Genomic DNA, 7,377 nt, shown 5'->3' with positions numbered 1-7,377 from the left:
GCCGGAACCGGCACGGCCCGCCGGCATCCGCTGGCTCGGGGAGCGGGGGCGCACACTAGACTCGGCTTATGGCTGTTTCTGATCCGCTGTTCCTGGACAAGTCCAATCCCGAGCTGTGGCGCTCCATCGTCGCCTTCTCCGAGCAGCTGGGGGAGTCGTGCCGCAAGGCCGGCATTGACGTCCGCTTGGCAGAACTGGTGAACCTGCGGGTTTCACAGATCAACGGGTGTTCCTACTGCCTGGACCTGCACACCCGCCGCGCCCTGGAGGCCGGGGAGAGCATGCAGCGCATCGCCCTGCTGGGGGTGTGGGAGGACGCGGATCTTTTTGACGAGCGCGAACGCGCCGCCCTGGTCATCGCCGAAGCCGCGACGGAGCTGCCGTGCCATGACGAGCGGGTCGCCGCACTGGCCAGCGCCCGAATGGTGCTCAGCGACGAGGAGTTCTCCGTCATCCAGTGGCTGGCCATCTCCATGAATGCGTTCAACCGCATCTCCATCCTCTCCCGCCACCCGGTGCGCCCGCGCGAATTCAAGGTGCAGGCCAAGAAATGAAGGTTTCCCGCCGCGCCCAGGTTCCGGGCTTTGAAGTCATGAAGATTGTCGAGCAGGTGGCGGTGTTGCGCGCCCACGGCCAGGACGTGATCTCCTTGTGCGTTGGCGAACCCGGTGGCGGCGCCCCCGGGGCCGTGAACGACCGGGCCGCCGCATTGCACGGCGAACACCAGGAATTTGGCTATACCCCCGCCCGCGGCCTGACCTCCACCCGCCAAGCGGTGGCCGGGCACTACCACCGCCAGTACGCGGTGCCGGTGCCGGTGGAGAACGTGGTGATGACCACCGGCTCCTCCGGAGCCTTCCAGCTGGCGTTCCTAGCCGCCTTTGACCAGGGAGACGTGGTCGCGCTGGCGCGGCCCGGATATCCGGCCTACGCCAACATCCTGCAGGCGTTGGGGCTAACAGTCGTGGATCTGCCCACCGGGCCGGCCGAACGTTTCCAACCCAGTGTCGAACTGTTGGAAAAGGCCCGGGCCGAACACGGACGACTGGACGGGCTGATCATCGCCTCACCGAACAACCCGACCGGCACCATGTTCTCCGAAGCCGAATTGGACCAGCTTGCCAGCTGGTGCCACGAGCAGGGGGTGCGGCTGGTCAGCGACGAGATCTACCACGGCATCGAGTTTGACCCCGGGCGTCGTTCGCAGACCGCTGGAAGCATTCGGACAGCGCCATCGTTGTTTCTTCCTTCTCCAAATACTGGGGTATGACCGGCTGGCGGCTGGGCTGGATGCTGGTGCCCGACGACCTGGTCGAGGCCGTGGATGCGCTGGCCTCAAACCTAGCGCTGTGCGCCCCGGCCCCGGCACAGCAGGCGGTGCTCGCGGCATTCGAGGAATCCAGCTACCGGGAGGCCGAGGAACGGGTGGCGGAGTTCGCCCGGACCCGCGCCCTGGTCCTGGAGGGGCTGCACAAGCTCGGCATTAGCCAGGCGGCCCCTGCCGACGGAGCGTTCTACCTTTACGGGAAGCTCGCCCAGGAGGTGTTGGCCGAATTTGAAACGGCCTCGGACTACTGCACCGCCCTCTTGCAGGAGGCGGGAGTGGCCCTGACCCCGGGCGGCGATTTTGATCCCTTTGCAGGGCACCAGTACATCAGGCTGTCCTTTGCCGCCGGGTACGAGCGCGTGGCCGAAGCGCTGGACCGCGTCGAAGCATTCCTTGCAAGGCATGTAGGTTAGTCAACTGGGATTTGTGGGCAAGAGACCCATTGCGGGTGGTTGTCCACAAACCGGCGGCGACTGGCCGCGGCGCGGGCGTGAAGCGGTGAAGCTGGCAGGGACCTCATCCCTCCAGCAGTAAAGGAGCGACATGTCGGATCTGCCCGAACCCGTGGATCACGAATGTCTGATCTGCTTTTTGTACCGAATGGCCCGGGACTTTGACTGCGATTGCACGCTGCGTTCCTCATCCACTACCGGAACACCGCGGCACCACGCGCCACTGCCCTGGAACGCAAGATCAATCTGCTTGGTGCGTACTGTGACTGCGAGGTGTTGATGAACGCGGTACGCCCGGCCGGTGCGGCCACGGCCCGGCTGTTGGATGATGCCGCCGACATTGTCTGCCACGGAGTACGCCGCGGCTGCATCCAACCCTGTGACCAGTGGTTGATGCGCCGCGGCGTGCAATGGGGCGGCGGACAGTTCCGCCGCCGTTCTGCCTAGCCCTCCCTGCACCGGGAGACCCGAAGGCGGTTCCCCGGACGCAGGATGCCCGGCAGCCGTGGTGATCTAGTTGTTGGTGGAGTTCGAGCGGGATTCCTGAGCTGGAGCATCCTGGCTCTCGGCTTGGCGTTCTTCCGCGCGGTCATCGATGCCTTGACCAACTCGAAAACGATCGGGATGATCGAGATGAAAACGATCAGGATGAAGATCAGGTCGATGTTCTGCTCGATCCACTCGATCTGTCCCAGCCAGTAGCCCAGCATGGTCACCCCGACGCCCCAGAGCAGGGCACCGAGAAGGTTGAACCACACAAAGGTGCTGTGCTTCATCTTCGCCACACCGGCGATGACCGGGACGAACGTGCGCACCACCGGCACGAAACGGGCCAGGACCACAGCACGGCCGCCAAAGCGCTCAAAGAAGTCGTGGGCACGCCGGACATTGGACTGCGAGAAGAAGCGGGAGTCCTCGCGTTTGAAGATCGCGGGCCCCGTCTTCTTGCCGATCATGTAACCGGTCTGGTCACCGGCGAAGGCACAGACGAAAATCGCCAGGCAGAACAGCCACAGCGGGATGTGAATGGTTCCGGTGGCAATGAGCATTCCCACCGTGAACAGCATGGAGTCCCCGGGCAGGAAGAAGCCGACCAAAAGGCCGGTTTCGGCGAATACGATGCCGCACACCAGCAGCAGCACCCAGGGCCGAGGGCAGGGTCGTTCAGGAATACGGCAGGGTTCAGCCAGTCAGGCAGAAACGCGGCACCCAGCGGCAGTACGCCGCCCTGGGATGCAAAAGAAGCTAGGGAAGAAAGATCAGGCACGGTAAGAAGATTACGGGATTATTCTGAGAGTTTCCCAGCCAATTGAGCGAAATCACCGCCCCCGCCGGCGCTAGACGCGATGCCGCCCCATGACATTCGTCATGCCCAGCTCATGACTTTTGGCTCTTCGCGTTGCCGCCCGCCCAAACCAGACTGGGAAACATGCAAACACTGACGAAAGCCGACGCCGTCACCCTGCAGGGGCTGGGCAAGACCTTCAGCGCCGGCGGCACCCGCGTCGAGGCGGTCAGGGACCTGGATTTGGTGATCCCCACCGGGCAGATCGTCGCGCTGCTGGGCCCCAACGGCGCGGGCAAGACCACCACGGTGGACATGATCCTCGGGCTCACCCCGCCAACCAGCGGCAGCGCCCGCGTGCTGGGTCTGGACCCGCACCGCGCGGTCAAGAGCGGACGGGTCTCGGCGGTCATGCAGACCGGAGGGCTGCTGCGGGACATGACGGTACGCGAAACGATCACGGTCATCGCCTCCATGCACCGGATGCCCGAACGGTTGAAGCGGTCATGCAGCGCACTGGCCTGGACACCATCGGCAAGCGGCGGGTCGGCAAATGCTCCGGCGGTGAACAGCAGCGCATCAAGTTCGCCCTGGCCCTGCTGCCCGACCCGGATGTGCTGATCCTGGACGAGCCGACCGCCGGCATGGATGTGCGGGCCCGGCGTGACTTCTGGCAAACCATGCGGGCCGAGGCCACCGAGGGGCGCACCATCATCTTTGCCACCCACTATCTGGAAGAGGCGCAAAACTTCGCCGAACGCACGGTGCTGATGGCCCACGGCCAAGTGGTTGCCGACGGCGCCACCGAACAGCTGCGCCAGATGATCTCCGGGCGCAAGGTCGTGGCGACCCTGCCCACCGCCGCATCGATTGACCACGCACTAAACGGTGCAGGCCAGGTGCGGCTGGAGGAGCGCAACGGCCTTCGCGCCACCTTCCGCTGCCAGGACTCGGACACCTTTGCCCGCCTTCTGCTGACCGAGTGCGGGGCCTACGACCTGGAGATCACCGCGCCCAGCCTGGAGGAAGCCTTCATTCACCTCACGCAGGACGCATCATGAACGCCACCTACATCCGGGTCGAGTTCGCCCGGCACCTGCGCGACGGCTACAACCTGGTCTTCTCCCTGCTGATGCCCAGCGCCATGTACGTGCTCTTTGGCAACATCCCCTCCTACACGGATCAGGAACTGGGCTTCGGCAACGTGAAGTTCTACGTCATGGTGTCCATGGCCGCCTACGGTGCGGCCGTCTCCACGGTGGCGATTGCCGGCACCGTGGCCACCGAAACCATGCAGGGCTGGGGCCGCCAGGTGGCGCTGACCCGCATGCCGCCGGCGACATTTGTCTCCTCGAAGATGCTCGTGGCCACCACGGTGGCCGCGATCTCCTCGGCCCTGGTCTTTGCCCTGGGTGCGGCGACCGGGGCGCAGGTGAGCGAGAACTGGATTTGGGCGGCCAGCTACCTGATCACCATCGGCGGTTCGCTGATCTTTGCCTGCTACGGAATCGGGGTGGGCATGGTCTTCAAATCCGAGTCCGCACTGGGCCTGGCCGGTGCTGATGGTCTTCTTCGCCTTCTTCGGCAACGTGTTCATGCCGCTGGAGGGCATGATGCTGGACATTGCCCGGTTCACCCCGATGTACGGCTACGTGGCGCTGATCCGCTACCTGCAGTTGCGCGAGGTGGCCCCGGAAACTGGGTTCGCCCCCGACCCATTGTGGATGCCAGTGACTAATCTGGTGCTATGGGCAGTGATCTTCGCGGTGTTCGCGGTCGTTGCGACCCGCAAGGCGCGGGCGCGGCAGTGACGGGACTAGAGGCCTCGCAACGCGAGGCCGATGAGTTCTGGGCCCGTTTTGGCTGGTGGATCTCCGGGGTTTGGATCCTGTTTCTGATTTTCCCGGTCCTGCAGCTGATCCAGGGGGAGTACCCCGCCGCCATCCGGGTCATCGGGTTGGGTCTGACCGCGGGGTTCGCCGCCGTGTACCTGCGCGGCTATGCCCGGTTTTCCTGGGCGGTGGGTTTTGGCGGTGCCCGCCAGGCGGAGGCGTTGTGGTACTTCGGCGCGCTGGTGGGCATTGTGCTGCTGGGCATCCCGGTGCTGCGCAGCGGCAGCCTGGGCCTGATTCCGTTCATCACTTCCTATGCCGCTTTCCTGCTGCCGCGCAGGGTCCTGTACCCCACCTACGCCGTGGCCACGGTGCTCTGCTTTGCGTTGCCGGTCATTTTTGGCGATTTCCTGGACATGCTGTTTTTGATCGGCCTGAACCTGGTGCTGATGGTCATCTACTACGTCACCTCCAGCGCGATCGAGCATTCGGTGGCGGCCGAACAGTTGCGGGCGGACTACCTGGTGCTCAGCGAACAGGAACGAATGGCCCGCGACGTGCATGACGGGGTGGGGCATTCACTGACTGCCCTGAACCTCAAGGCCCAGCTGGCGTTGCAGCTGATGGACGCCGGGCAGTACGAGCGGGCCCGCGGCGAGGTGGAGCAGCTGTCCAGCCTGGCGGTCTCCGCCCTGGATTCGGTGCGCACCACGGTGCACGGGATCAACCGGGAGGATCTGGGTGCGGAGCTGGAGGAGCTGCGTCGGGCGTGCGCCGATAACGGGATTACCTTCAACCTGGTGGGCAACGCCGAACACATTCCCTCCGCGCTGCGCTCCCATGTGGCCTGGGTGGTGCGCGAGGCCATGACCAATGTGCTGCGCCATGCCCACGCCTCCGCGGTGTGGGTGCGCCTGGAGCAGCACAGCGTCAGCGTTGATGATGACGGGGACGGGCTGGGCGCCGCCGCCGAAGGTCACGGCATCCGCGGCATGCGCGAACGGGCCCGGCTGTTTGGGGCCAGCTGTACGGTGGGGGAGTCGGCGCTGGGCGGCACCAGCGTGCACATTGATTTTGGGCGGACGGGGAGCAATACATGATCAGGGTGTTGATCGCCGATGACCAGCATCTGGTGCGCGGGGCGCTGGCCGCGCTGCTGAACCTGGAGGCGGACATTGAGGTGGTTGCCGAATGCTCCGACGGGGACGAGGTGGCCGCGGCCCTGGCTGAACACCCGGTGGACGTGGCCTGCTGGATATCCAGATGCCCCGGCAGGACGGGTTGAGCACCGCGGTGCAGGTGCGGGCGGAGCATCCGGGGGTGAAGATCCTGATTGTCACCACCTTTGACCGTCCGGGATATTTCCGCCAGGCGTTCGACGCCGGGGCCCACGGCTTCCTGGTCAAGGACGCCTCCCCGGCCGAGTTGGCCGCCGCGGTCCGCCGGGTGTACGCCGGGGGCCGGGTGGTTGATCCGAAGCTGGCGATGATCAGTGTCCAGTCGGCGGTGAACCCATTGACGGAGCGGGAACGTGAAGTGCTGGCCCTGGCATCCAGTGGCCAGCCGGTGTCCGCGATCGCCACGCAGATCCACCTCTCCGTGGGCACCGTGCGCAACCACCTATCCAGTGCGATTGGCAAGACCAGTGCGGCGAACCGGATCGAAGCGGCGCGGGTGGCGCAGGACAACGGCTGGATCTAGGACGGTTTTCCGTTGCGCATCAGCGGGTGGCGAAGTGGGTGATCAGGCCGATGACCCAAATGGAGCTGGCCAACAGCACGCACCCAAATTCAATCAGGATGCCCCAGCCATCGCCTTCAGCGCCGCCCAGGACGAATCAAAGGCGGTGCCCAGATCCCGGTGGCGGCGGGCTTCGCCGGCGAACAGGCCCACCGCGAAGCCGACGAACAGTCCAAGCACCGGGATGACGAAGGCGCCGATCACCGCGCCCAGCAGGGCCCAGAAGATGGACCGCGCGCACCGGTGTTGCTTGAGCTTGCGCCCGGTGAGCACCGCGGAGGCGGACCACCCTAGGGCGGCGATCAGCATGCCCAGGCCGGCCGCCCACCAGGAGGCGGCGCTGCCCAGCAGCCAACCCCACCCCAGCAGGGTCAGGATCGCCAGCAGGGAGCCGGGCAGCACCGGGAAGATGGTGCCCAGGGCGGAAACCACCAGCAGCACGCCAGCAAGGATGGTGTAAATGATCTGTGCGTCCACGGTTACAGTGTGACATGCCATCCCCGGTGGAACCCCCATTGGCCTTGCCGCCGATCACCCCGGGGGCAGGGCAAGCCAGGCTGGGGCACTCGGGCTGGGAACGGGCCACGCAACACCACGGCTGCCCCCCCAGCGGTGGCCGGTGCGCTGGTTGCCCGGAGGTTAGGGACCTAGGCTTCCACGCGCTCGGTGACCGCCGGGGTTGGCGATTCCGGATCCTGCCATCCGCGGGCCTGCACGAGCCGGGGACGGCTGGCGGCGATG

9 protein-coding genes and 2 pseudogenes are annotated in these 7,377 nt (G+C 65.6%); 9 read left to right on the top strand and 2 right to left on the bottom strand.

Features of this window, described 5'->3' with window-relative positions; translation table 11 throughout:
* The first annotated feature begins 68 nt into the window (after positions 1-68).
* The 4 genes from JCM19049_RS06010 (at position 69) to JCM19049_RS06000 (ending at position 2,226) form a co-directional block, all read left to right on the top strand.
* Positions 69-554, top strand: a complete 486-nt coding sequence (locus tag JCM19049_RS06010; RefSeq protein WP_054821123.1) for a carboxymuconolactone decarboxylase family protein — start codon at positions 69-71, stop codon at positions 552-554.
* A complete protein-coding gene (locus JCM19049_RS22325) occupies positions 551-1,270 on the top strand; it encodes a pyridoxal phosphate-dependent aminotransferase (RefSeq protein ID WP_306420712.1) in 720 nt (239 codons plus the stop codon). Before JCM19049_RS06010 ends, JCM19049_RS22325 begins: the two co-directional genes overlap by 4 nt.
* Positions 1,267-1,740, top strand: coding sequence for an aminotransferase class I/II-fold pyridoxal phosphate-dependent enzyme (locus tag JCM19049_RS22320; protein WP_306420711.1), 474 nt, complete (start codon positions 1,267-1,269; stop codon positions 1,738-1,740). The genes JCM19049_RS22325 and JCM19049_RS22320 overlap by 4 nt, the downstream gene beginning before the upstream one ends.
* 210 nt (positions 1,741-1,950) lie before the next feature.
* Positions 1,951-2,226, top strand: a complete 276-nt coding sequence (locus tag JCM19049_RS06000; RefSeq protein ID WP_054821122.1) for a DUF2695 domain-containing protein — start codon at positions 1,951-1,953, stop codon at positions 2,224-2,226.
* On the opposite strand, the gene JCM19049_RS05995 is transcribed toward JCM19049_RS06000, so the two are convergent.
* A complete protein-coding gene (locus JCM19049_RS05995) occupies positions 2,223-2,921 on the bottom strand; it encodes a DedA family protein (RefSeq protein WP_306420710.1) in 699 nt (232 codons plus the stop codon). The two genes, JCM19049_RS06000 and JCM19049_RS05995, sit on opposite strands and share 4 nt — an antisense overlap.
* A gap of 287 nt (positions 2,922-3,208) precedes the next feature.
* Here JCM19049_RS05995 and JCM19049_RS22315 point away from each other — a divergent pair.
* The 5 genes and pseudogenes from JCM19049_RS22315 to JCM19049_RS05975 form a co-directional block, all read left to right on the top strand.
* Positions 3,209-3,645 (top strand): annotated as a pseudogene (locus JCM19049_RS22315) (ATP-binding cassette domain-containing protein); the annotation flags it as partial.
* A gap of 33 nt (positions 3,646-3,678) precedes the next feature.
* Positions 3,679-4,125: a hypothetical protein gene (locus JCM19049_RS22310; protein WP_374700242.1), complete on the top strand. Its 447-nt coding sequence runs from the start codon at positions 3,679-3,681 to the stop codon at positions 4,123-4,125.
* Entirely contained in the window at positions 4,122-4,802 is a 681-nt protein-coding gene (locus tag JCM19049_RS05985; protein ID WP_054821121.1) for an ABC transporter permease, read from the top strand. Before JCM19049_RS22310 ends, JCM19049_RS05985 begins: the two co-directional genes overlap by 4 nt.
* Before the next feature lie 69 nt (positions 4,803-4,871).
* On the top strand, positions 4,872-5,996 hold the full coding sequence (locus JCM19049_RS05980; RefSeq protein WP_054821120.1) for a histidine kinase: 1,125 nt from the start codon (positions 4,872-4,874) through the stop codon (positions 5,994-5,996).
* Positions 5,993-6,597 (top strand): annotated as a pseudogene (locus JCM19049_RS05975) (response regulator). Before JCM19049_RS05980 ends, JCM19049_RS05975 begins: the two are co-directional and overlap by 4 nt.
* A 93-nt stretch (positions 6,598-6,690) precedes the next feature.
* Here JCM19049_RS05975 and JCM19049_RS05970 read toward each other — a convergent pair.
* On the bottom strand, positions 6,691-7,113 hold the full coding sequence (locus JCM19049_RS05970) for a DUF456 domain-containing protein (RefSeq protein ID WP_306420707.1): 423 nt from the start codon (positions 7,111-7,113) through the stop codon (positions 6,691-6,693).
* Between the last annotated feature and the right edge of the window lie 264 nt (positions 7,114-7,377).

Source organism: Arthrobacter sp. JCM 19049, assembly GCF_001310435.1.
This window is presented reverse-complemented; position numbering and strand designations above follow the sequence as displayed.

Coding starts and splice junctions, on each gene's coding strand:
- JCM19049_RS06010 (WP_054821123.1), top strand. CDS start 69: ATGGCTGTTTCTGATCCGCTGTTCCTGGACAAGTCCAATCCCGAGCTG.
- JCM19049_RS22325 (WP_306420712.1), top strand. CDS start 551: ATGAAGGTTTCCCGCCGCGCCCAGGTTCCGGGCTTTGAAGTCATGAAG.
- JCM19049_RS22320 (WP_306420711.1), top strand. CDS start 1,267: ATGACCGGCTGGCGGCTGGGCTGGATGCTGGTGCCCGACGACCTGGTC.
- JCM19049_RS05985 (WP_054821121.1), top strand. CDS start 4,122: ATGAACGCCACCTACATCCGGGTCGAGTTCGCCCGGCACCTGCGCGAC.